Annotated in this window: 20 protein-coding genes; 4 read left to right on the top strand and 16 right to left on the bottom strand. The window is 69.7% G+C overall.

Annotated features, from left to right (window positions below):
• Nucleotide 1: 1 nt before the first annotated feature.
• Genes ACFO27_RS13645 through ACFO27_RS13620 form a run of 6 tightly spaced genes read right to left on the bottom strand, consistent with a single transcriptional unit; the run spans nucleotide 2 to nucleotide 7,216 of the window.
• Nucleotides 2–1,282 carry a cysteine desulfurase gene (locus ACFO27_RS13645; protein WP_376817810.1) on the bottom strand — a complete coding sequence of 427 codons (1,281 nt, stop codon included), beginning with the start codon at nucleotides 1,280–1,282 and terminating at the stop codon, nucleotides 2–4.
• Nucleotides 1,279–2,616: a Fe-S cluster assembly protein SufD gene (gene sufD, locus ACFO27_RS13640; RefSeq protein WP_376817809.1), complete on the bottom strand. Its 1,338-nt coding sequence runs from the start codon at nucleotides 2,614–2,616 to the stop codon at nucleotides 1,279–1,281. The genes ACFO27_RS13645 and sufD overlap by 4 nt, the downstream gene beginning before the upstream one ends.
• Nucleotides 2,613–3,395 (bottom strand): Fe-S cluster assembly ATPase SufC, encoded by a 783-nt coding sequence (sufC, locus tag ACFO27_RS13635; protein ID WP_323024805.1) that lies wholly within the window; start codon nucleotides 3,393–3,395, stop codon nucleotides 2,613–2,615. Before sufC ends, sufD begins: the two co-directional genes overlap by 4 nt.
• A gap of 11 nt (nucleotides 3,396–3,406) precedes the next feature.
• Complete coding sequence (gene sufB, locus ACFO27_RS13630; RefSeq protein WP_376817808.1) at nucleotides 3,407–4,855, bottom strand: Fe-S cluster assembly protein SufB; 1,449 nt, start codon at nucleotides 4,853–4,855, stop codon at nucleotides 3,407–3,409.
• Nucleotides 4,852–5,364, bottom strand: coding sequence for an SUF system Fe-S cluster assembly regulator (locus ACFO27_RS13625; protein ID WP_376817807.1), 513 nt, complete (start codon nucleotides 5,362–5,364; stop codon nucleotides 4,852–4,854). Before ACFO27_RS13625 ends, sufB begins: the two co-directional genes overlap by 4 nt.
• A gap of 58 nt (nucleotides 5,365–5,422) precedes the next feature.
• Nucleotides 5,423–7,216 (bottom strand): ABCB family ABC transporter ATP-binding protein/permease, encoded by a 1,794-nt coding sequence (locus ACFO27_RS13620; RefSeq protein ID WP_376817806.1) that lies wholly within the window; start codon nucleotides 7,214–7,216, stop codon nucleotides 5,423–5,425.
• A gap of 132 nt (nucleotides 7,217–7,348) precedes the next feature.
• On the opposite strand from ACFO27_RS13620, the gene ACFO27_RS13615 reads away from it, so the two are divergent.
• Both ACFO27_RS13615 and ACFO27_RS13610 read left to right on the top strand, forming a co-directional pair.
• The gene (locus ACFO27_RS13615; protein WP_376817805.1) at nucleotides 7,349–7,876 is read left to right on the top strand and encodes an RNA polymerase sigma factor; all 528 of its coding nucleotides are present in this window, start codon (nucleotides 7,349–7,351) and stop codon (nucleotides 7,874–7,876) included.
• Complete coding sequence (locus ACFO27_RS13610) at nucleotides 7,873–8,346, top strand: hypothetical protein (RefSeq protein ID WP_376817804.1); 474 nt, start codon at nucleotides 7,873–7,875, stop codon at nucleotides 8,344–8,346. Before ACFO27_RS13615 ends, ACFO27_RS13610 begins: the two co-directional genes overlap by 4 nt.
• A 78-nt stretch (nucleotides 8,347–8,424) precedes the next feature.
• Here the strand turns inward: ACFO27_RS13610 and ACFO27_RS13605 are convergent, their stop codons facing one another.
• The 9 genes from ACFO27_RS13605 to ACFO27_RS13565 all read right to left on the bottom strand — a co-directional run bounded on the left by ACFO27_RS13605 (nucleotide 8,425) and on the right by ACFO27_RS13565 (nucleotide 15,902).
• Nucleotides 8,425–8,847 carry a MerR family transcriptional regulator gene (locus ACFO27_RS13605; RefSeq protein WP_376817803.1) on the bottom strand — a complete coding sequence of 141 codons (423 nt, stop codon included), beginning with the start codon at nucleotides 8,845–8,847 and terminating at the stop codon, nucleotides 8,425–8,427.
• Nucleotides 8,844–9,152 (bottom strand): integration host factor subunit alpha, encoded by a 309-nt coding sequence (locus ACFO27_RS13600; protein WP_323024812.1) that lies wholly within the window; start codon nucleotides 9,150–9,152, stop codon nucleotides 8,844–8,846. The genes ACFO27_RS13605 and ACFO27_RS13600 overlap by 4 nt, the downstream gene beginning before the upstream one ends.
• A 12-nt stretch (nucleotides 9,153–9,164) precedes the next feature.
• Complete coding sequence (gene pheT, locus ACFO27_RS13595; RefSeq protein ID WP_376817802.1) at nucleotides 9,165–11,570, bottom strand: phenylalanine--tRNA ligase subunit beta; 2,406 nt, start codon at nucleotides 11,568–11,570, stop codon at nucleotides 9,165–9,167.
• 35 nt (nucleotides 11,571–11,605) lie between these two features.
• Nucleotides 11,606–12,628 (bottom strand): phenylalanine--tRNA ligase subunit alpha, encoded by a 1,023-nt coding sequence (gene pheS, locus ACFO27_RS13590; RefSeq protein WP_323024814.1) that lies wholly within the window; start codon nucleotides 12,626–12,628, stop codon nucleotides 11,606–11,608.
• Nucleotides 12,629–12,706: 78 nt separating this feature from the next.
• Nucleotides 12,707–13,066, bottom strand: coding sequence for a 50S ribosomal protein L20 (gene rplT, locus ACFO27_RS13585; protein WP_043682169.1), 360 nt, complete (start codon nucleotides 13,064–13,066; stop codon nucleotides 12,707–12,709).
• A gap of 13 nt (nucleotides 13,067–13,079) precedes the next feature.
• Nucleotides 13,080–13,277 (bottom strand): 50S ribosomal protein L35, encoded by a 198-nt coding sequence (gene rpmI / locus ACFO27_RS13580; protein ID WP_043682165.1) that lies wholly within the window; start codon nucleotides 13,275–13,277, stop codon nucleotides 13,080–13,082.
• A 252-nt stretch (nucleotides 13,278–13,529) separates the two neighbouring features.
• On the bottom strand, nucleotides 13,530–13,769 hold the full coding sequence (locus tag ACFO27_RS13575; RefSeq protein ID WP_323024815.1) for an accessory factor UbiK family protein: 240 nt from the start codon (nucleotides 13,767–13,769) through the stop codon (nucleotides 13,530–13,532).
• A gap of 101 nt (nucleotides 13,770–13,870) precedes the next feature.
• The gene (locus tag ACFO27_RS13570) at nucleotides 13,871–15,382 is read right to left on the bottom strand and encodes a YifB family Mg chelatase-like AAA ATPase (RefSeq protein WP_376817801.1); all 1,512 of its coding nucleotides are present in this window, start codon (nucleotides 15,380–15,382) and stop codon (nucleotides 13,871–13,873) included.
• 118 nt (nucleotides 15,383–15,500) lie between these two features.
• The gene (locus ACFO27_RS13565; protein ID WP_323024817.1) at nucleotides 15,501–15,902 is read right to left on the bottom strand and encodes a hypothetical protein; all 402 of its coding nucleotides are present in this window, start codon (nucleotides 15,900–15,902) and stop codon (nucleotides 15,501–15,503) included.
• 491 nt (nucleotides 15,903–16,393) lie between these two features.
• Here ACFO27_RS13565 and ACFO27_RS13560 point away from each other — a divergent pair, with 491 nt between their 5' ends.
• Nucleotides 16,394–16,732, top strand: coding sequence for a P-II family nitrogen regulator (locus tag ACFO27_RS13560; protein WP_376817800.1), 339 nt, complete (start codon nucleotides 16,394–16,396; stop codon nucleotides 16,730–16,732).
• 24 nt (nucleotides 16,733–16,756) lie between these two features.
• Nucleotides 16,757–17,986, top strand: coding sequence for an ammonium transporter (locus ACFO27_RS13555; RefSeq protein WP_376817799.1), 1,230 nt, complete (start codon nucleotides 16,757–16,759; stop codon nucleotides 17,984–17,986).
• Here the strand turns inward: ACFO27_RS13555 and ACFO27_RS13550 are convergent.
• On the bottom strand, nucleotides 17,974–20,040 hold the full coding sequence (locus ACFO27_RS13550) for a diguanylate cyclase domain-containing protein (protein WP_376817798.1): 2,067 nt from the start codon (nucleotides 20,038–20,040) through the stop codon (nucleotides 17,974–17,976). The genes ACFO27_RS13555 and ACFO27_RS13550 overlap by 13 nt on opposite strands.
• Nucleotides 20,041–20,069: the final 29 nt, after the last annotated feature.

Below are 20,069 nucleotides of genomic sequence, written 5' to 3'. Positions count from 1 at the left end.
CCTATGCCACTCCAAACAGTTTCTGCGCCTTGCGCACGCCCGCCACCAGGGCGTCGATGTCGCGCCCGTCGTTGTACAGGGCGAAGGACGCGCGCGCCGTGCCGGGGATGCCGAAGCGCGACATCAGGGGCATGGCGCAATGATGGCCGGCGCGGATGGCCACGCCTTCGGTGTCCAGGATCGTGCCCAGGTCGTGCGGATGGATGCCGTCCACCAGGAACGACAGGATGCCGGCCTTGTGGCCGGCCGTGCCGACCAGGCGCACGCCCGGCAGTTCCAGCATGCGCCCGGTGGCCTCGGCCAGCAGCGCGGCCTCGTGGGCGGCGATGCGGTCCAGCCCGATGGACAGGACGTAGTCGATGGCGGCGCCCATCACGATCGAGCCGCCGATGTTCGGCGTGCCCGCCTCGAAGCGCTGCGGGCCGGTCGCCCAGGTGCTGCCCTCGAAGCTGACCGTGCGGATCATGTCGCCGCCGCCCTGCCAGGGCGGCAGGCCGGCCATGATGGAGCCGCGCACGTACAGCGCGCCGATGCCGGTGGGGCCATAGAGCTTGTGGCCGGAAAAAGCGTAGAAGTCGCAATCCAGGGCCTGCACGTCCACCGGGGCGTGGGCCACGGCCTGGGCGCCGTCGATCAGCGCCAGGGCGCCGGCCTCGTGCGCCAGACCCACCAGTTCGGCCACCGGGTTGACCGTGCCCAGGGCGTTGGACACGTGGGCGAACCCCACCAGGCGCGTGCGCGGGTTCAGCTGGGCGCGGAAGTCGTCCAGGTCCAGCTCGCCGCTGTCGGTGATGCGCGCGTGGCGCAGCACGGCGCCGGTGCGCGCGCACAGCAGTTGCCAGGGCACGATGTTGGAGTGGTGCTCCATGCCCGTGACCAGGATTTCGTCGCCGGGGCGCAGCGACTGGCCCCAGGTCTGAGCCACCAGGTTGATGGATTCCGTGGTGCCGCGCGTGAAGACGATGTCCTGGCTATCCGGCGCGTTCAGCAATACGCGCACCCGGTCCCGCGCCTGCTCGTACAGGTCGGTGGCATGCTGGGACAGCCAGTGCACGCCGCGGTGGATGTTGGCGTTGGACTGTTCGTAGAACGCCTCCATCGCCTGGATGACGGCGCGCGGCTTCTGCGTCGTGGCGCCGTTGTCCAGGTAGGCCAGGCGCCGCTTGCGCACGGGGCGCGCCAGGATCGGGAAATCGTCCGCCCAGGGCGACGCCAGGGGTCCTTCCCCGGCGGAGTCCGCGGCCAGCCGGGCGCTTTGCTGCGTGGTGAGCGGGGCGTTCATGCGGCTTCCTCCAGGGCGGCGCCGCCCGGCAGCAGGGCGCGCACGGCGCGTTCCACCCGACGGCGCAGCGGATCGGAGCCGATGCGGGCGACGCTGGCGGCGGCGAAGGCGTAGATCAGGATGTCGCGCGCGTGGGCCTCGTCCAGGCCGCGCGAACGCAGGTAGAACAGGCTGTCCTCGTCGATCCGGCCGACGGTGGCGCCATGGGCGCACTTGACGTCGTCGGCGTAGATCTCCAGTTCGGGCCGGGCGTCGGACTTGGCCAGGCGCGACAGCAGCAGGCTGTCGTTGCGCTGGATGGCGTCGGTGCCGTCGGCGCCGGGCGCCACCAGGATGCGGCCGCTGAAGACGCCGTGCGAGGCGTCGGCCATGATGCCGCGATAGGATTCGTGGCTGACGCAGCGCGGTTTTTCGTGGCCGATCAGGGTGTGGTGATCGACGTGGCGGCGCTGGTCGACGTAATACAGGCCGTTCAGCAGGGTCTCGCAGCGCTCGTCGACGAAATGCGTGGCGATGTCGTGGCGCGCCAGCCGCGCGCCCAGGGACACCGAGTGCGAGGCGAAGGTCGAGCCGCGCCCCTGGGTGGCGTCGATCTCGCCCAGGTGCCAGGCCTGTTCGGATTCCTGCTGCAGCTTCAGGTGGGTGATGCGCGCGTCCTGGTCCAGCCGCAGGCGCGTGGCCGCGTGGCGGAAATTGGCCGCGCCCGGGGCGCCCACGTAGTGCTCGACCACCGTGGCCTGGGAGCCGGCCTCGGCCTGGACCAGGTGGCGCAGGAAGTGCGCCGCGCGCGGCGAGGCCGCCGCGCAGACCAGGTGGATGGCCTGTTCGACCGCAACGCCGCGTCCCAGCCGGATCCAGGCGCCGTCGCTGGCCAGGGCCAGGTTCAGGGCGCTGGTGCTGTGGCCGTCGGCCGCGTCGCCATAGGCGGCGCGAATGGCTTCGGCGTGATCGACCCAGGCCTGCGACAGGGGCAGGACGGTGGCGCCGGCCGGCAGCGCGCCGACGTCGGACAGGGCGGCGTCGAAGGCGCCGTCGACGAACACCAGCCAATGGCCCGGCTCGGCGGCCTTCAGCGCGGCGACCTGTTCGGCGACCGGCAGGGCGTCGCCGTCGTCGAACGTGGCGGCGGCCAGGGGCGCGAGCGAGGTGTGGCGCCAGGCTTCGATGCGGGGCGTGGGCCAGCCTTCGCTCATGAAGCGGTCCAGGGCCCGGCGGCGGACGTCCGCCAGCCAGGGCACCCCGGCGCCGGGCAGGCTCCCGGCGCGCCGGCCGAACGCGTCGGCCCAGGCTTGCAGGCCGGCACCCGCCGGACTGGCTTGATGCTGTCCGCTCATGCCGCGGCCCCCCGGGCGGCGGGCTTGGCGGCGGGCGCGGCGCCCTCGATCCAGCCGTAGCCCTTTTCTTCCAGTTCCAGGGCCAGCTCGCGGCCGCCCGAGCGCACGATCCGGCCCTGGGCCAGCACGTGCACGTAATCGGGCACGATGTAGTCCAGCAGGCGCTGGTAGTGCGTGATGACGATCATGGAGCGCTCGGGCGAGCGCAGGCGGTTGACGCCGTCGGCCACCGTCTTCAGGGCGTCGATGTCCAGGCCCGAGTCGGTTTCGTCCAGGATGGCCAGCTTGGGTTCCAGCAGCGCCATCTGCAGGACTTCGTTGCGCTTCTTCTCGCCGCCGGAAAAGCCTTCGTTGACCGAGCGGTACAGGAATTCGTCGCGCATGCCCACGAGCTTCATCTCGGCCTTGGCCTTCTTGACGAAGTCCATGGCGTCCAGTTCGGGCAGGCCGCGCTCGCGGCGCATGGCGTTGACGGCGGCGCGCATGAAGTAGGCGTTGGAGACGCCCGGGATCTCGATCGGATACTGGAAGGCCAGGAAGATGCCGGCGCGGGCGCGTTCCTCGACGCTCAGTTCCAGCAGGTCGCGGCCCTCGAACTCGACGGTGCCGGCGGTGACCTTGTAGGCCTCGCGGCCGGTCAGCACCTGGGACAGCGTGCTCTTGCCGGCCCCGTTGGGACCCATGATGGCGTGGACCTCGCCCGGCTTGACCTCCAGGCTCAGGCCCTTGAGGATTTCCTTGTCCTCGATCGAGGCGTGCAGATTGTCGATTTTCAGCATGAGAGGGCTCCTTAACCTACGCTGCCTTCCAGGCTCACGCCGAGCAGGTTCTGTGCTTCGACGGCGAACTCCATGGGCAATTCCTTGAAGACTTCCTTGCAGAAGCCGTTGACGATCATCGATACCGCGTCCTCGGCCGACAGGCCGCGCTGCATGGCATAGAACAGCTGGTCCTCGGCGATGCGCGAGGCGGTGGCCTCGTGCTCGACGTTGGCGCTGGGATGCTGGACTTCCATGGTGGGGAAGGTGTGCGCGGCGCACTTGCTGCCGATCAGCAGCGAGTCGCACTGCGTGTAGTTGCGCGCGTTCTCGGCCTTGGGGGTCATGCGCACCAGGCTGCGGAAGGTGTTGCTGCCGTGGCCGGCGGAGATGCCCTTGGAGATGATGGTGCTGCGCGTGTTGCGCCCCATGTGGATCATCTTGGTGCCGGTGTCGGCCTGCTGGTGGTGGTTGGACAGCGCCACGGAATAGAATTCGCCGGTGGAGTCGTCGCCGCGCAGGATCACGCTGGGGTATTTCCAGGTGATGGCCGAGCCGGTCTCGACCTGGGTCCAGGAGATCCGCGAGCGCGGCCCGCGACAGTCCCCGCGCTTGGTGACGAAATTGTAGATGCCGCCCACGCCGTTCTCGTCGCCGGGGTACCAGTTCTGCACCGTGGAATACTTGATCTTGGCGTCGTCGAGCGCGATCAGCTCCACCACGGCGGCGTGCAGCTGGTTCTCGTCGCGCATGGGCGCCGTACAGCCTTCCAGGTAGCTGACGCTCGCGCCCTCGTCGGCGATGATCAGGGTGCGCTCGAACTGGCCGGTGTCGGCGTTGTTGATGCGGAAATAGGTGGACAGCTCCATCGGGCACTTCACGCCCTTGGGGATGTAGACGAAGGAGCCGTCGGAGAACACCGCCGAGTTCAGCGCCGCGTAGAAATTGTCGCCGGGCGGCACGACCGAGCCCATGTACTTCTGCACCAGTTCCGGATGCGAGCGCACGGCTTCGGAGAACGAACAGAAGATGATGCCGACGTCGGCCAGCTGCTTGCGGAAGGTGGTCGCCACGGACACCGAGTCGAACACCGCGTCCACGGCCACCCCGGCCAGCTTGGCGCGCTCGTGCAGCGGCACGCCCAGCTTTTCATAGGTGCGCAGCAGTTCGGGATCGACCTCGTCCAGGCTCTTGGGGCCGTCCTTCTTGGACTTGGGCGCCGAGTAATAGCTGATGTCCTGGAAGTCGGGGTCCGGATAATGGACCTTGGCCCACTTGGGCAGGGCCATCTTGAGCCATTCGCGATAGGCCTTCAGGCGCCATTCGAGCATGAATTCGGGCTCGCGCTTGATGGCGGACAGGCGGCGAATCACATCCTCGTCGAGCCCCTTGGGGAAGGTCTCGGATTCGATCTGCGTGACGAAGCCGGCCTCGTAGTCGCGGTCGAGAAAGGAATCGAGCTTGTCGTTGACGGTACTCATTTGGACAGACTCCAGTTCGTGATGTTCGGGATGGCCCGGCGCGCGCCGGCCTCGGGCGCGGGGACCAGGACGGCGGACGCGGGCGCGGCGGGCGCGCCGGCGCCCTCGCCGTCGAGCATGTCGGCGACGGTGACGGATTCCAGCGTGCGGCGCACGATGCGGTTGATGCGCTGCCAGTGGGAACGGATGTGGCAGGCGCCTTCGACGCTGCAGGCGCCCGGCAGCGCCGTGCATTCGGTCAGGCCGAAGGGCTGTTCTTCGAGGGCGTCGATGATCTCGGCCACGCTGATCCTGTCGGCGTCGCGCCCCAGGCGGTAGCCGCCGTGGGCGCCGCGGGTGCTGGCGACCAGGCCGTGCTGGGCGAGCAGTTTCAGGACCTTGCTGACGACGGGCTGGCCCAGGCCCAGGTCGCCCGCCAGTTCGGCCGCGCTGCAGACGTGCGTCGGACGGGAGGCCATGTGCGTGAGCACGAGGATTCCGTAATCGACGATCTTGCTGATCCGCAGCATCGGGGGTTCCAGGGACGGGCGTTGAAAACCAAATAGTACCTCTTTGGTACGATATAGGTCAAACCCTAGTATCCCGTTCGGGCTCGGATTGTTGCAGACGCCACATGCGGGCGTAGCGTCCGTCCAGCGCGAGGAGTTCCGCGTGGGTGCCCTGCTCCGCCACCCGGCCGGATTCCATCACCAGGATGTGGTCGGCATGGACGATGGTCGACAGGCGGTGCGCGATGATGAGCGTGGTGCGCCCCCGGGCGATGCGTTCCAGCTGCGACTGGATGGCGCGCTCGGTGCGCGTGTCCAGGGCGCTGGTCGCTTCGTCGAAGACCAGGATCGGGGGGGACTTGAGCAGCGCGCGGGCGATCGCGACGCGCTGCTTCTCGCCGCCGGACAATTTTAACCCGCGTTCGCCGACCGGGGTGTCGTAGCCCTGCGGCAGCGACACGATGAAGTCGTGGATGTGGGCGGCCCGGGCCGCCTGCTCGACGTCATCCGGCGTGGCGTCCGGACGGCCGTAGGCGATGTTGTAGCCGATGGTGTCGTTGAACAGCACCGTGTCCTGCGGCACGATGCCGATGTGGGCGCGCAGGCTGGCCTGGGTGTAGTCGCGGATGTCGCGGCCGTTCACCCGCACGCGGCCCCCGGTGGGATCGTAGAAGCGGAACAGCAGGCGCGACAGGGTCGATTTGCCGGCGCCGGAGGCCCCGACCACGGCCAGCGAGCCGCCCGCCGGCACGCTGAAACAGACCCCGTGCAGGATCGGGCGATCCGGCTGGTAGGCGAAATCCACGGCCTCGAATTCCAGGCTGGCCCGGCCCGCCCGCAGTTCGACGGCGTCGGGGCGGTCGGCCACCTCCTGGCGGTTGCCCAGCAGATCGAACATGCGCTCCATGTCGGCCAGCGCGTGCTTGATCTCGCGGTAGACGAAGCCCAGGAAATTCAGCGGCGCGTACAACTGGGTCAGGTAGGCCGACACCAGCACCACGTCGCCCACGGTCATGTGGCCCTGCACCACGCCGCGCGCCGATTGCCACAGCAGCGCGGTCATCCCCAGGGTGATGATGACGCCCTGGCCCATGTTCAGCAGGTTCAGCGACACCTGGTTGCGCACGGCCGAATCCACCCAGCGCGTCATGTCGGCGTCGTAGCGGCGGCTCTCGTAGTCCTCGTTGCCGAAGTATTTGACGGTTTCGTAGTTCAGCAGGGCGTCGACCGCCCGGCCGTTGGCCTGGCTGTCCAGGGTGTTCATGGTGCGGCGATACGCCATGCGGCGTTCCGTGACCTTCAGCGTGAAGAGCACGTAGGCGGCGATGGTGCCCAGGGTCAGCGCGGCGAAGATCCAGTCGTAGCGCCACAGCAGCACGCCCGCGACCATGGCGATCTCCAGCAGCGTGGGCACGATGTTGAAGACCATGAAATTGAGCAGGAAGCCGATGCCCTTGGTGCCGCGCTCGATGTCGCGCGTGAGTCCGCCGGTGCGCCGGCCCATGTGGAAACGCAGCGACAGCGCCAGCAGGTGGCGGAAGACCTGGCTGGCGACCCGCTGGATGGCGCCCTGGGTCACGCGGGCGAACAGGGCGTCGCGCAGTTCCCCGAACACCGAAGTGGCCAGGCGCGACAGCCCGTAGCCCAGCAGGGCCGCCAGCGGCACGGCCAGCAGCGTGGGCGCCACGCCCAGCGCATCGACGATGTCCTTGAGCCAGACCGGCGTGACGACGTTGGCGACCTTGGCCGCGACCAGGCAGACGAAGGCGAGCGTCACCCGGCCGCGAAAGGCCCAGACGTACGGCCACAGGGTCTTCAGGGTCAGCCAGTCGTCGCGCCGCGCGGGGGCGGCGCCGGTATGGGAAAAGCGCATGGAAACATCCGGAAAACAGGCGGGCGGCGAACGGCTGGGAGCGCGTCGGCGGGTACGCATACAATAGTGCCATCCCCGGCGGATGCGCCCTTTCGCGGCGCGTCCCGAGACCCGGTGAACGGGAAAGATTGTATGACTGTTTCAGTTTTCGATTTCGAAGCGGAATTGAGCGCCTGCGCGGCGGGAGACCGCGCCGCATTCCTGGCGCTGTACCGCCACGAGTCCCCCGCCATGCGCGCCCTGGCGATGGCCATGCTGGACGATCCCGACGCGGCCGACGCGGTGCTGCACGAAACCTTCGTCCTGATCTGGCGCAACGCGGCCGGCTACAGCCCGGCCATCGGCACCGCGCGCGCCTGGATCTACAGCATCCTGCGCTACCGGGCGGCGGCCCATGCGCGGCAGATGCGCGCCGAAGGCCGCCACCCGGCCGAGGACACCCCCCTGCCCCGGCTCGCCCTGCCGCCCGACGCGCCGGCCGGCACGATCGCCGGCGCCCTGGCCACCCTGCCCGCCCCGCAGCTCGACGCCCTGCTGCAGGCCTACCTGCACGGCGGCGATCCGGCCCGCATCGCCGCCCGCCTGGACCGGTCCGAGCCCGACATCGAGGCCTCCCTGGGCGCCGCCCTGGCGCACATCGACGAGGCCGTGCGCGCATGAAACCCTCTTACTCTTCCTACTCCGACGACGAAATCGCCCGCTACGTGCTGGGCCTGGACATGCCCGACCGCGTGGCGGACATCCAGTCGCGCTTGGCCCATGACGACGCGGCCGCCGCGCGCGCCCTGAAATGGGAAGCCTATTTCCTGGGAATCGTCGACGCCCTGCCCGTCCAGCCGCCGCCCGACGCCGTGCTGGACCGCATCCGCCAGAGTCTGGGGATGGAAATGGAAGAACCGCCCGTCATGGGCGAAGCCCGGATATCCGAGGCCGGTCCGCGTCCCGCGCCCGGCGGCGAGCCGCCGCGCCGCCGCGCCCGGCCAGGAACACGGCTGCGGCGCGGCCGCGTGGCCATGGCGCTGGGAATCGCCGTGGTGCTGTGCCTGGCGGCCCTGGCGCTCTGGGCCAGCCTGCGCCCGGCGCCCGCCGGGACCGTCGTCCAGCATCCCGTCCATCTGGGAAGCCGCTGAGCCGGCCTTGCGGCGCGGAACGAAAAACTCCGGCCACGGGCCGGAGTTTTCGCATTGCAGGGCAGGAAACGGGTTCGGTCAGAGATCCAGCAGTCCCGCCGCCTGGTGGGACCGGCGGCTGCCTTCCAGGGCCTGGGCCAGGCTGTCCCGGGCGGCCTGCAGGTCGGCGCGCAGGGCCTGCAATTCGGCGCCGCTCAGGCGCACGGCGGCATCCTGGTCGTGCGGCGCGTCGCCGCTGTCGCCCAGGCGGTTGCGCGCCCCGGCGATGGTGAAGCCCTGCTCGTAGAGCAGGTCGCGGATGCGGCGCACCAGCAGGACTTCATGGTGCTGGTAGTAGCGCCGGTTGCCCCGCCGCTTGACCGGCTTGAGCTGGACGAATTCCTGTTCCCAGTAGCGCAGGATGTGCGGCTTGACGCCGCACAGCTCGGAGACTTCGCCGATGGTGAAATAGCGCTTGGCGGGGATCGGCGGCAGCGTGGTCGCGGGCGTGGCGGGCGTCATGCGGCGTCTCCGTCGGTGCCCACGCCGTCCTTGAGCTTCTGGCTGGCATGGAACGTGACCACCCGGCGCGCGGCGATCGGGATGACTTCGCCGGTCTTGGGATTGCGGCCCGGGCGCGGCGGCTTGTTGCGCACCTGGAAGCTGCCGAAGCCCGACAGCTTGACCTCGGTGCCCTGCACCAGGGCGTCGCGGACTTCGGAGAAGAACGTGTCCACGATGTCCTTGGCTTCGCGCTTGTTCAGGCCCACGCGCTCGAACAGCAGTTCGGCCAGATGGGCTTTGGTGAGCGTCCGATCCGTATTCACCGGCGATTTCTCCTATGAGCGCAGGCGTGCGCCATGCGCCTGGGTCAGGGCGTCGAGCAGGCTTTGCACGCAATGTTCGACCTGGCGGTCTTCCAGCGTCGCGTCGCGGCCCTGGAACCAGAGGCGCAGCGCCAGGCTGCGTTGCTGGGCGGTCGCGGCTTCGCGCCAGATATCGAACAGTTTAATGTCTTTGACCACGGACAGGGCGTCATCGGCCGCGATCCGCTGTCGCAGTGTATCAAGCAGCGACTGCCACGGCACGCCCGCGTCCACCCAGACGGCCAGATCCCGCACCACCACGGGCTGGCGGGACTGCTCCCGCGGATGGGGGAAGATACGTTCGGATACGGCCTCGGCGTCGAGTTCGAAGACCACGGGCGCGTGCGGCAGATCCAGGGCCTGCGCCCAGCGCGGATGGACCTCGCCCAGCCAGCCGATCGCGCGGCCGTCGAGCAGCAGGCGCGCGCCGCGCCCCGGATGCAGCGCGGGATGGCTCGCGGCCTCGCAGCGCAGGCCGGCGGCGCGCGCGCCCAGCAGGGTCTCGAGGTCGCGCTTGACGTCGAAGAAGTCCACCGGGCGGACCGGCTCGCCCCATTGTTCCGCCAGGGCCGGCCCCCAGGCCGCGGCCGCCAGGCGGGTGGGCTGGGCCACGCCCGCCACGGAAAGGCCGCCGTCGGCCACCGAGGGATCGCGGGCGAACACCCGGCCCAGTTCGAAGACCCGCACGCGCGTCTGGCGGTGCTTGGCATTGTGGGCGATGTTGGCCAACAGGCCGCCGATCAGGCTGGAGCGCATCACCGCCAGCTGGCTGGCGATGGGATTGAGCAGCCGGATGGGGTCGGCGTTGCCGCAGTAGTCCCGTTCCCAGGCTTCCTCGACGAAGGAGAAGTTGATGACTTCCTGGTAGTCGCACGCGGCCAGGGCGGCGCGCAGCGCGTGCGGGCCGTGCCGGGTTTCGGGCGCCGCCCGCATGACGGCCGGCGCCACCGGGGGCCGGTCGGGGATGCGGTCGAAGCCGTGGATGCGGGCGACTTCCTCGATCAGGTCTTCCTCGATTTCCAGGTCGAAGCGCGCGGCCGGCGGCGTGACGATGAAATCGTCGCCCTGCCGCTCGAAGGCGAAGCCCAGGCGCGTGAAGACGGCGCCGACGGCCTCGGCGTCCAACGGAATGCCCAGCACGCGGGCGCAGCGCGACAGGCGCATGCGCACCGGTTCGCGCGCGGGCAGGTTGACGACCAGGTCGTCCAGCGGGCCGGCCCGGCCGCCGCAGACTTCCAGGATCAGGGCCGTCATCAGGTCCAGGTGTTCGGGAATGGTGGCGAAATCCACCCCGCGCTCGAAGCGGTGGCCGGCCTCGGAATTGAGCTTGTAGCGGCGCGGCCGGCCCATGATGGCCTCCGGCCACCAGAAGGCGGCCTCCAGGTAGACGTCGGTCGTCTCCAGGGTCACGGCCGAGGCCTGCCCGCCCATGATGCCGGCCAGGCTTTCCAGCGACCCGCCGGCCTCGATGACGCCCACGTCGGACGTCAGCTCGACGGTCTGGTCGTTGAGCAGTTCCAGCCGCTCGCCGTCGCGCGCCCAGCGCACCGTCAGGCCGCCCTCGATCCGCTTGAGGTCGAAGACGTGGGTGGGACGCCCCAGTTCCAGCATGACGTAGTTGGAGATGTCCACCAGCGCCGACACCGGCCGCTGGCCGGCGCGCTCCAGGCGCGACTTGATCCACGCGGGCGTGGCGGCGCGGGCGTTCACGCCGCGCACGATGCGCCCGGCGAAACGGCCGCACAGGTCCGGGGCCCGCACGGTCACGGGCAGGCGGTCGTCGATGGTCACCGGCACCCGGGGCGTCTCCGGCGCGCGCAGCGCGCAGCCCGTCAGCGCCGCGACTTCGCGCGCCACCCCCAGGATGGACAGGCAGTCGGCCCGGTTGGGGGTCAGCTTCAGGGTATAGATCGTGTCGTCCAGGTCCAGCGCCTGGCGCAGGTCCTGGCCCGGCTTCAGGCCGTCGGGCAGTTCGAGCAGGCCGGCGTGATCCTGGGACAGGCCCAGTTCACGCGCCGAGCACAGCATGCCGCGCGATTCGACGCCGCGCATCTTGACGGGACCGATGCGCAGGCCGCCCGGCAGTTCGGCGCCGATGCGCGCCAGGGGCACCACCAGTCCGGCCGCCGCGTTGGGCGCGCCGCAGACGATCTGCAGCGGCTCGCCCGAGCCGTCGTCGACCCGGCAGACGCGCAGCTTGTCGGCATTCGGATGCGGCTCGGCCGATTCGATGCGCGCCACCACCACGCCGGAGAACGGCGGGGCGTAGGGATCGGCGTCCTCGACTTCGAGGCCGGCCATGGTCAGCCGATGGGCGAGTTCCTGGCCGTCGATGTCGGGATCGGCCCAGGCGCGCAGCCATGATTCGGGAAATTGCATGATTCGGATTCCGTGTCGCGGAAGGCCTGGCGGGCCTAGTCGTTGAACTGGCGCAGGAAGCGCAGGTCGCCTTCGAAGAACTGGCGCAGATCGTCCACGCCGTAGCGCAGCATGGTCAGGCGCTCGAGTCCGGAGCCGAAGGCGAAGCCGATGTAGCGTTCCGGGTCCAGCCCGAAATTGCGCACGACCTGGGGATGCACCTGGCCCGAGCCGGAAATTTCCAGCCAGCGGCCCTGGTTGGGGCCGGAGGTGAACATCATGTCGATCTCGGCCGAGGGCTCGGTGAACGGGAAGAACGAGGGCCGGAAGCGCAGGGTCAGGTCGTCGGTCTCGAAGAAGGCCCGCAGGAAATTCGTGTAGACGCCCTTCAGGTCGGCGAAGGAGATGTCCTCGGCGATCCACAGGCCTTCGACCTGGTGGAACATGGGCGAATGGGTGGCGTCGCTGTCGACGCGGTAGGTACGCCCCGGGGCGATGACCTTGATGGGCGGCTTGTTCATGCGCGCGTAGCGCACCTGCATGGGGCTGGTGTGGGTGCGCAGCACCAGCGGCAGCCCGCCCGCGTCCTTCATGTCCACGTAGAACGTGTCCTGCATGGAGCGCGCCGGATGGTTTTCCGGATTGTTCAGGGCGGTGAAGTTGGTCCAGTCGTTCTCGATCTCGGGACCGTCGGCCACGTCGAAGCCGATGGAGCGGAAGATTTCCTCGACGCGCTGCCAGGTGCGGATCACCGGATGGACGCCGCCCGCGCCGCGCCCCCGGCCCGGCAGGGTGACATCGATGGTCTCGGCCGCCAGGCGCTGGTCCAGCACGGCCTGGGCCAGTTCGGCCCGCCGCGCGTTCAGCAGCGACTCGACCTGCTGCTTGGCCTGGTTGATCTGCGCGCCGCGCGTGCGCTTTTCCTCGCCCTGCAGGGCCGCGAGGCCCTTGAGCAGCGCGGTCAGCGACCCCTGCTTGCCGAGGAAGGCGGCTTTTTCATTTTCCAGCGTGGCGGCGTCCCGGGCCTGGGCGAAGCGGCCGCGGGCCTGGGCGATCAGTTCGTCGAGCGATGAGTCCATGGTGCATTCCAAAACGCAAACGGAGCCCGATGGAGCTCCGTTTGCGATGATACAGAATCGAAAACGAAACTGTGTCGGTCAGGCGGCCAGCGCGGATTTCGCCTGGGCCACGACGGCGGCGAAGCCCGCCTTGTCGTGCACGGCCATGTCGGCGAGGACCTTGCGGTCGAGTTCGATCGAGGCCTTCTTCAGGCCGGCGATGAAGACGCTGTAGGTCACGCCCAGTTCGCGGCAGCCCGCGTTGATGCGGGTGATCCACAGGGCGCGGAAGGTGCGCTTCTTGTTGCGGCGGTCGCGGTAGGCGTACTGGCCGGCGCGCATGACCGCCTGCTTGGCGATCCGGAATACGTTGCCGCGGCGGCCGCGGTAACCCTTGGCGGCCTTGATGACTTTTTTATGGCGTGCACGAGCGGTGACGCCGCGTTTGACGCGAGGCATGTGTAATCTCCGATCAGGCGAAAGGCAGCATCGCCTTCACGGAGGCGACGTTCGTTTCATGGACGGCAGCCGAACCGCGCAGCTGGCGTTTGTTCTTCGTGGTCTTCTTGGTCAGGATGTGACGCTTGAAAGCCTGGCCGCGCTTGATGGAACCACTGCCGCGCACCTTGAAGCGCTTGGAAGCGCCTTTTTTGCTCTTCATCTTGGGCATGACGATACTCTGTTGGCTTGGCAAACCCAGGTGACCCGGGATCCGGGCGCTTGTCAGACCTGGCATTCGCAATCGTTCGGACCCGGCATGCGCAACCTGCATGCGCGAATCCCGCTTTCCCCGCCCTTCGGCCCCGGCATCCCCGCAAAACCCGCGGCGCATCCGGACCAAAAGACAAATCCCCCGGGATGAAGCAAACCCGAAGGGAATTGGGAAAAGCCCTTGATTATAGGGTGATTTGCCCGGATTTGTCTATTCTTCGTCTTGCTCAAGCGCCTGGACACGGGCTTCCAGGGATTCGATGCGCTCCAGCGCGCGGGCCAGCAGGTCGGCCTGGATGTCGAATTCTTCCCGGGTGACCAGGTCCATGCGGGAGAAAGCCTGGGTCATGAAGGCCTTCATGTTGCGCTCGATGTCGGCGGCCGGGGTCTTGGCCAGGAACTCGGACATGTTCTTCTGGAAGTCGTCGAACAATTGATTGGGGGCGATCATCGCGGCCTCCTGGGATGGGGAAAGGGAAAACTGGCATTCTACCGCCCTGCCATGGATCACGGCCCACGCCATGGCTCGCAAGCCGCTCCGATTCGCCAGGTTCATTCATCGGGACGGTACTGGATCGCCTGGGCCATGTGCCCGGCCTCGATCCGGTCGTCGCCGTCCAGGTCGGCCAGGGTCCGCGCCACGCGCAGGGCCCGCCGCGTGGCGCGCGCCGACCAGCCCCAGGCCGCCGCGGCGCGCATCAGCAGCGCCCGGCCCTCGGCGTCCGGATCGCCATGGCGGTCCAGGGCCGCGCCGTCCAGTTCGGCGTTCAGGCAGCCCTGGCGCGCCAGTTGCAGGCGACGCGCGGCCAGCACCCTTTCCCGGACCAGGGCCGAAGGCTCGCCCGGCGGCGCGTCCAGCCACGAGGCTTCCACGCCCAGGCTGACGTGCAGGTCGATCCGGTCCAGCAGCGGCCCCGAGATCCGTGCCCGGTAGCGCGCGACGGTTCCCCGGGAACAGCGGCATTCCCGCCGGGGATGGGGATGCCCGTGCCAGCCGCACGGACAGGGATTCATGGCCGCCACGAGCTGGAAACGGGCGGGAAAGGAACAGCTGCCGGCCGCCCGGGCGACCGTGACGCAGCCGGTTTCCAGGGGCTCGCGCAGGGCTTCGAGGGCCTGGCGGCCGAATTCCGGCAATTCGTCCAGGAACAGCACGCCATGATGGGCCAGGCTGATTTCCCCGGGCCGGGGACGGGCGCCCCCGCCCACCAGCGCCGGCATGGAGGCCCCATGATGCGGCGCCCTGAACGGTGGCACCCGGGACAGGGACGGCCGGGACCGGGCCAGCCCATGCACGGCGGCGACTTCCAGAGCCTGCTCCGGGCTCAGGAGCGGCAGCAGGCCGGGCAGGCGCCGGGCCAGCATGCTCTTGCCCACGCCCGGGCAGCCGCGCAGCAGCAGGCCGTGTCCGCCGGCTGCCGCCAGTTCCAGGGCGCGCCGCGCCGCCGCCTGTCCCCGGACGTCGGACAGGCACGGAGCCGTGTCCTCGTCCTCCGGGCCATCGCACGCTGGCACGGCGGCGGGCAGTTCCGCCCGGCCGGCGAAATGGGCCACGACCTCGTCCAGCCCGCCAGCGGCCAGCACCCGCAATCCCGGCACCCGGGCGGCCACCCCGGCCGCCGCCGGAGCCATGATCAGCACGGCCCGCGGATCGGCGCGGGCGACCGAAAGCGCGATGGCCAGCGCGGCATCCGCCGGCACGATGCTGCCGGTCAGGGACAGCTCGCCCGCCAGCACGTAATGCCGCACGTCGGGCACCTGCCCCCGGGCATCGGCAACCTGCCCGGAAGCCAGCAGGACGCCCAGCGCGATCGGCAGGTCGAAACGGCCGGAATCCTTGGGCAGGTCGGCGGGCGCCAGGTTGGCGGTGATGCGCCCGGCCGGGAACTCGAAACCACCGCTGAGCAGCGCCGAGCGCACCCGCTCGCGGCTCTCGCGCACGCCCGCGCCCGGCAATCCGACGATGGAAAAAGAAGGCAGGCCGCTGCCCACGTGGACCTCGACCTGCACAGGCCAGACCCGCAGCCCGAACAGGGCCCGGCTGGATAGAACGGCAAGCGACATCGGCTCCTCCCGCGTCATTCCCCGTTCCACTATAGGGGCGGAGGGGGGATCGCGGGCGGCACGCGGGACGGATTTGTCCCGCCCCGCCGGGCTGACGCCCGGCGGGAGCCGGCGTTCCTTACTTGGAACCGCCGTTCGAGTTGCCGACGGCGCCCTGGATGGCGGCATCGGCCTTGGCGGCGCCTTCCTTCACGGATTCACGGGCGTTGTTGGCGGCATCGCCGGCCTTGTCGGCCAGTTCGCCGGCCTTGTCGGACACGGCCTGGCCGACTTCGGAGGCCTTGTCCTTGGCGGCTTCGGCCGATTCCTTGATCTTGTCCTGCATGGACTGCTGGTCGGCCGGGGCGCTCTGCTGTTCTTGCGGGGCGGGCGTGACGGGAGGCACGGGAGCCGGGGTCGGCGCCGTCGAAGGCGCGGGAGCCGCCGGAGGCGGCGCCGAGGCGTCATCGCTCTTGGAGCAAGCGGCCAGCAGGCTCAGCGATGCGGCCATGGCGGCCAAGGTCAGCGTTTTACGCGTCATGTTCATGATCTTCCCTATGCAAAATTCCGCTGTGTGAAATGCGGATCATCTTAGAAGACCGGTCTGTTACAACCGGCTTGGTTACAATTCTAGCGACCCTGGATCACGGGTAAACCCTGACATGTAATGACTGATGTCCGGGCCAGGGTCCCCGCCATGCCCCCTGACCCGCCCCGCCCGCAGGAGGAAGCCGTCCGGATCGACCCGCCCGGGCTCGCCGCACGGTCAACAACTGGACACAAAACCATGGGGCTCCAGGGGCCGGACCGCCGGATCGCTGCTTGAGCCTTCAACGGATCTTCGACGGATCGCCCCTCGGGCGCGCCGCCCACGGCCGCCGCACCGTTCCGGGGCGGGTCCGCACCGGCGCGGTGCGACCCGGTGCCGCCGGACCGTCTCCCCCGCCCCGCCGCCGTGCGCCCCGGCATGCGGCACAGTTGGCACGCCTCTTGCTTGAATCCTCCGTGCAAGCACACTGCAAAGGAGCATTCATGAAACTCGTCACCGCACTCATCAAGCCGTTCAAACTCGAGGAAGCCCATGCCGCGCTGGAAGCGGCCGGCATCCAGGGCATGACGGTCACGGAAGCCAAGGGATTCGGCCGGCAGAAGGGTCACACCGAGCTCTACCGGGGGGCGGAATACCAGGTCGATTTCCTGCCCAAGCTGCAGATCCAGGTCGCCGTCCCGGATGCCCAGGTGGAAATGACGGTGGAATGCCTGTGCCAGGCGGCCCGCACCGGCAAGATCGGCGACGGCAAGATCTTCGTCACGCCCCTGGAGCACGTGGTGCGCATCCGCACCGGCGAGACCGGCGAAGCCGCCCTCTGACCCCTACTGGAAAAGGAGTTCCCCATGGACAAGAGCGATCTGGTCTGGACCATGACCTCGACCCTGCTGGTCTGGCTGATGTGCGTGCCGGGCCTGGCGCTGTTCTACGGCGGCCTGGCGCGCAAGCGCCACGCGCTGTCCGTCATGACCCAGACGCTGGGCGTCTGCGCGCTGGCCACGGTGCTGTGGTTCGCCTACGGCTATTCTCTGGTGTTCACCGAGGGCTTCGGCGGCCTGGGCGGGTGGACGCGCCTGGGGCTGTCCGGCCTGTACCGCGCGGGGGACGCCGCGCCCCTGCCCCTGCTCGGCACGATCCCGGAACTGCTGTTCGCCCTGTTCCAGGCGACGTTCGCCGCCATCACCTGCGGACTGATCACCGGCAGCATGGCCGAGCGCACCCGCTTCGGCGCGGCGCTGGCCTTCGCCGGCCTGTGGTTCACGCTGGGCTACATGCCGATCGCGCACATGGTCTGGGCCGGGGACGGCTGGCTGCACCTGCGCGGCGCCCTGGACTTCGCCGGCGGCACCGTGGTCCACATCAGCGCGGGCGCGGCCGGCCTGGTGGGCGCGCGCTGGGTCGGCCCCCGGCTGGGATACGGCCGGGAAGCCATGCTGCCCCACAGCCTGCCGCTGAACCTGACCGGCGCCGCGCTGCTGTGGGTGGGCTGGTTCGGCTTCAACGGCGGATCGGCGCTGGCCGCCAACGAACAGGCCGTCCTGGCCGTGGCCAACACCTTGCTGGCCGCCGCCTGCGGCGTGCTGGCCTGGGCGCTGGCGGAGCGGGTCCTGAAGGGCCGGGCCTCGCTGCTGGGCGCGGCCTCCGGCGCCATCGCCGGGCTGGTGGGCATCACCCCGGCCGCCGGCCTGGTCGCGCCGGGCGCGGCGCTCGCCATCGGCGCGCTGGCCTCCTGGGCCGCGCTCTGGGGCGTGAGCGGCCTGAAGCGCCGGCTGGGCATCGACGACGCCTTCGACGTGTTCGGCATCCATGCCGTGGGCGGCATCGTGGGCGCCATCCTGACGGGCGTCTTCTATTCGGCCGATCTCGGCGGCCCCGGACCGGCGGGCCTGGGTGCGCTGCTGCGCCAGGTCTGGCTGCAAGCCGAGGCCGTCCTGGTCAGCCTGATCTGGGCGGCGGCCAGCGCCGCGATCTGCGCCCTGGTGGTGGACCGCCTGATCGGACTGCGGGCCGCGCCCGACGATGAACGCCAGGGCCTGGACGCCGCGGAGCACGGCGAAACGGCCTATCCGGACTGAGGCTCGGCGCGCACGTGGGCCGGGCCCCGCATCCCGGCCTCGTAGACCAGGCACTGGTTGCGGCCATGCTCCTTGGCGGCATACATGGCCAGGTCGGCGGCCCGCAGCAATTCGCTCGCGCTGTCGCCGTCGCGCGGATAGAAGGCCACCCCCATGCTGGCGGAAATCCGCGCGACGCTGTCGCCCAAGGCGTAGGGCTGGGCCAGGGATTCCAGCACCTTGCCGCACAAGGGAAGGACGTCGTCCGGGTTCCGGATGTCCCGGACGATGAGCGTGAATTCATCGCCGCCCAGGCGCGCCACCATGTCCGAGCTGCGCACGCACTCGCCCAGCCGTCGGGCCACCAGGCGCAGCAGTTGGTCGCCCGCGTCGTGGCCCAGGGTGTCGTTGACCTCCTTGAACAGGTCCAGGTCCAGGAACGCTAGGGCGAACGGCAGCCCGCCCTGCCTGGAATGCTCGATGCTGCGCCGCAGGTTCTCCTGGAACATCTGGCGGTTGGGCAGCTGGGTCAGGTGGTCGTAGTGCGCCTGGTGCCAGATCGACGCCTCGCGGCGGCGCTTCTCGGTCACGTCGGAAAACAGGCCGATGCGGCAATTGACGCTGCCGTCCTGGTTGTAGGACGTGTTGATCGACAGGCGCTCGACGTATTCCTCTCCCGATTTGCGCCGGTTGTGGATGTCGCCGCTCCAGCGGCCGGTCTCCCGCAGCCTGGCCCACATCGCCCGGTAGAAGTCCTTGTCGTGGCGCCCGGAGCTGAGCACGGCCATGGTGCGCCCGATCACGTCCTCGGCACCGTAGCCGGTCACCGCCGTGAAGGCCGGGTTGATGTCCTGGATGACGCCATTGGCGTCGGTGACCACCATGGCCTCGCTGGTGTGGGCATAGACCAGGGCGGCCCGCCGCGCCGAGGCCTCGGCGCGCTTGCGTTCGGTGATGTCGAACATGATGCCGATCAGGACCGGCCGGCCGTGCAGGGACATCAGCGAGCCGAAGATTTCCAGTTCGATCGGATCGCCGTCGCGGCGCCGCGCCACGCACTCGTAGCGTGTCCGGGCCGCGCGCCCCGACAGCCACTCCAGCGCCTGGGCGCGGGCCACCTCGTAGGCCGGCCCGACGAACACGCGCCCGAAGGGAAGGCCCGCGGCCAGCTCGGCCTGGGGATAGCCCAGGATTTCCGCCATCCGGGCATTGGCATGGATGAAGCGCAGGTTCTCGTCGGCCATGTAGATGCCCGCGACCGTGTTGTCCGACAGGCCGTTGAACATGGCCTGGGCCTCGGCCAGCGCCGCGTGCTCTCTTTCGATGTCCCGCAGCAACTGCTCGATGTGCGCCGCGGAATCGTTCAGCACCCGGCCCAGTTCGCCCAGTTCGTCGCCGGGCGGCAGCGCCGAGCGGGCGGCGTAGTCGCCCGCCGCCAGGGCCCGGCACTGTTTCACCAGGTCGCGGATGGGCCGCAGGATCCGGCGGAAGACCACCCAGCCGGCCAGGGCCAGCAGGACGAGGTCCAGCGCGAACAGGGCATAGGCGCCGTAGAGGGTCCGCTGCTGGACCGTCCGGGCCTGGACGACCAGGCCGTCCATGAGCGCCTCGGTATGCGCCAGCAGATCCGCGCCGGTCCGCGCCAGGTCCGCCACGGCGTCCCGGTCTCCGGCCGGCGCCCCGGCCAGCGCGTCGACGGCGACGCGATAGCGCATCCAGGCCAGGCCGACGGCGCTCAGCTGCGGCGCGAGCACTTCCGGCACGGGGGCGATGTCCAGGCCGAACGCGTGGCCGCCGCGGCGCAGCGTGTCGTGCGCCGCCTCGAACAGGGACGGCAGATCCGCCTGGTCGGGATCCGGCAGGTCAGGATGCTGGTGGGCCACCAGGGCTTCCAGGCCGATGCGCTGGCTGAGCATGCGCATCTTGCCCGCGACGTTCAGCGTGGCGGCCACACCATCGCTTTCCCGCAGCAGGAACTGGACGATGGACACGTTGCCGATGGCCAGCAGCACGACCAGGATGAAGGCCAGCGAGGCCTTCTGCCGCAGGGTGCGAGGGAGGGAGTCGAGTCGCAAGAGGGGCCTGGAAATGTCGGGGTCGGAAA

This window comes from Castellaniella denitrificans, assembly GCF_042653765.1.
GTDB lineage: Bacteria > Pseudomonadota > Gammaproteobacteria > Burkholderiales > Burkholderiaceae_B > Castellaniella > Castellaniella denitrificans.
The sequence above is the reverse complement of the archived record's forward strand: the minus strand, read 5'-3'. Positions and strand labels throughout refer to the sequence as shown.

Coding starts and splice junctions, on each gene's coding strand:
- rplT (WP_043682169.1), bottom strand. CDS start 13,066: ATGCCTCGCGTCAAACGCGGCGTCACCGCTCGTGCACGCCATAAAAAA.
- sufC (WP_323024805.1), bottom strand. CDS start 3,395: ATGCTGAAAATCGACAATCTGCACGCCTCGATCGAGGACAAGGAAATC.
- pheT (WP_376817802.1), bottom strand. CDS start 11,570: ATGCAATTTCCCGAATCATGGCTGCGCGCCTGGGCCGATCCCGACATC.
- ACFO27_RS13605 (WP_376817803.1), bottom strand. CDS start 8,847: ATGACGCCCGCCACGCCCGCGACCACGCTGCCGCCGATCCCCGCCAAG.
- sufB (WP_376817808.1), bottom strand. CDS start 4,855: ATGAGTACCGTCAACGACAAGCTCGATTCCTTTCTCGACCGCGACTAC.
- ACFO27_RS13565 (WP_323024817.1), bottom strand. CDS start 15,902: ATGACGCGTAAAACGCTGACCTTGGCCGCCATGGCCGCATCGCTGAGC.
- ACFO27_RS13610 (WP_376817804.1), top strand. CDS start 7,873: ATGAAACCCTCTTACTCTTCCTACTCCGACGACGAAATCGCCCGCTAC.
- ACFO27_RS13615 (WP_376817805.1), top strand. CDS start 7,349: ATGACTGTTTCAGTTTTCGATTTCGAAGCGGAATTGAGCGCCTGCGCG.
- ACFO27_RS13570 (WP_376817801.1), bottom strand. CDS start 15,382: ATGTCGCTTGCCGTTCTATCCAGCCGGGCCCTGTTCGGGCTGCGGGTC.
- ACFO27_RS13645 (WP_376817810.1), bottom strand. CDS start 1,282: ATGAACGCCCCGCTCACCACGCAGCAAAGCGCCCGGCTGGCCGCGGAC.
- pheS (WP_323024814.1), bottom strand. CDS start 12,628: ATGGACTCATCGCTCGACGAACTGATCGCCCAGGCCCGCGGCCGCTTC.
- sufD (WP_376817809.1), bottom strand. CDS start 2,616: ATGAGCGGACAGCATCAAGCCAGTCCGGCGGGTGCCGGCCTGCAAGCC.
- ACFO27_RS13560 (WP_376817800.1), top strand. CDS start 16,394: ATGAAACTCGTCACCGCACTCATCAAGCCGTTCAAACTCGAGGAAGCC.
- ACFO27_RS13625 (WP_376817807.1), bottom strand. CDS start 5,364: ATGCTGCGGATCAGCAAGATCGTCGATTACGGAATCCTCGTGCTCACG.
- ACFO27_RS13620 (WP_376817806.1), bottom strand. CDS start 7,216: ATGCGCTTTTCCCATACCGGCGCCGCCCCCGCGCGGCGCGACGACTGG.
- ACFO27_RS13575 (WP_323024815.1), bottom strand. CDS start 13,769: ATGATCGCCCCCAATCAATTGTTCGACGACTTCCAGAAGAACATGTCC.
- ACFO27_RS13555 (WP_376817799.1), top strand. CDS start 16,757: ATGGACAAGAGCGATCTGGTCTGGACCATGACCTCGACCCTGCTGGTC.
- rpmI (WP_043682165.1), bottom strand. CDS start 13,277: ATGCCCAAGATGAAGAGCAAAAAAGGCGCTTCCAAGCGCTTCAAGGTG.